Annotated in this window: 1 pseudogene; it reads left to right on the forward strand. The window is 48.8% G+C overall.

The annotated features are described in order from the left end of the window. Positions 1–281, forward strand: a pseudogene (locus ACVA53_RS25095) (myo-inosose-2 dehydratase); the annotation flags it as partial.

A 281-nucleotide genomic window follows, 5' to 3' on the forward strand; every position in this document is an offset into this window, starting at 1 on the left:
GACATCAAGCTGTCTTTCCACCACCACGTGGGCACTATCTGTGAAACTGAAGACGACATCAACATCATGATGGAGCTAACTGGCGATGCTGTTCACCTAACGCTAGACACAGGTCACATCACATACGGTGGCGGTAACCCTGTCACTATGATCAAGCGTTGGGGCCACCGTATCGGTCACATGCATTTTAAAGACCTACGTCTAGACGTTATGAAGGCCGCTCGTGATGCAGACAAATCATTCCTTAACGCAGTTCTTGATGGTGTATTTACCGTTCCTGG

It is taken from the genome of Photobacterium sp. DNB23_23_1 (assembly GCF_052873815.1).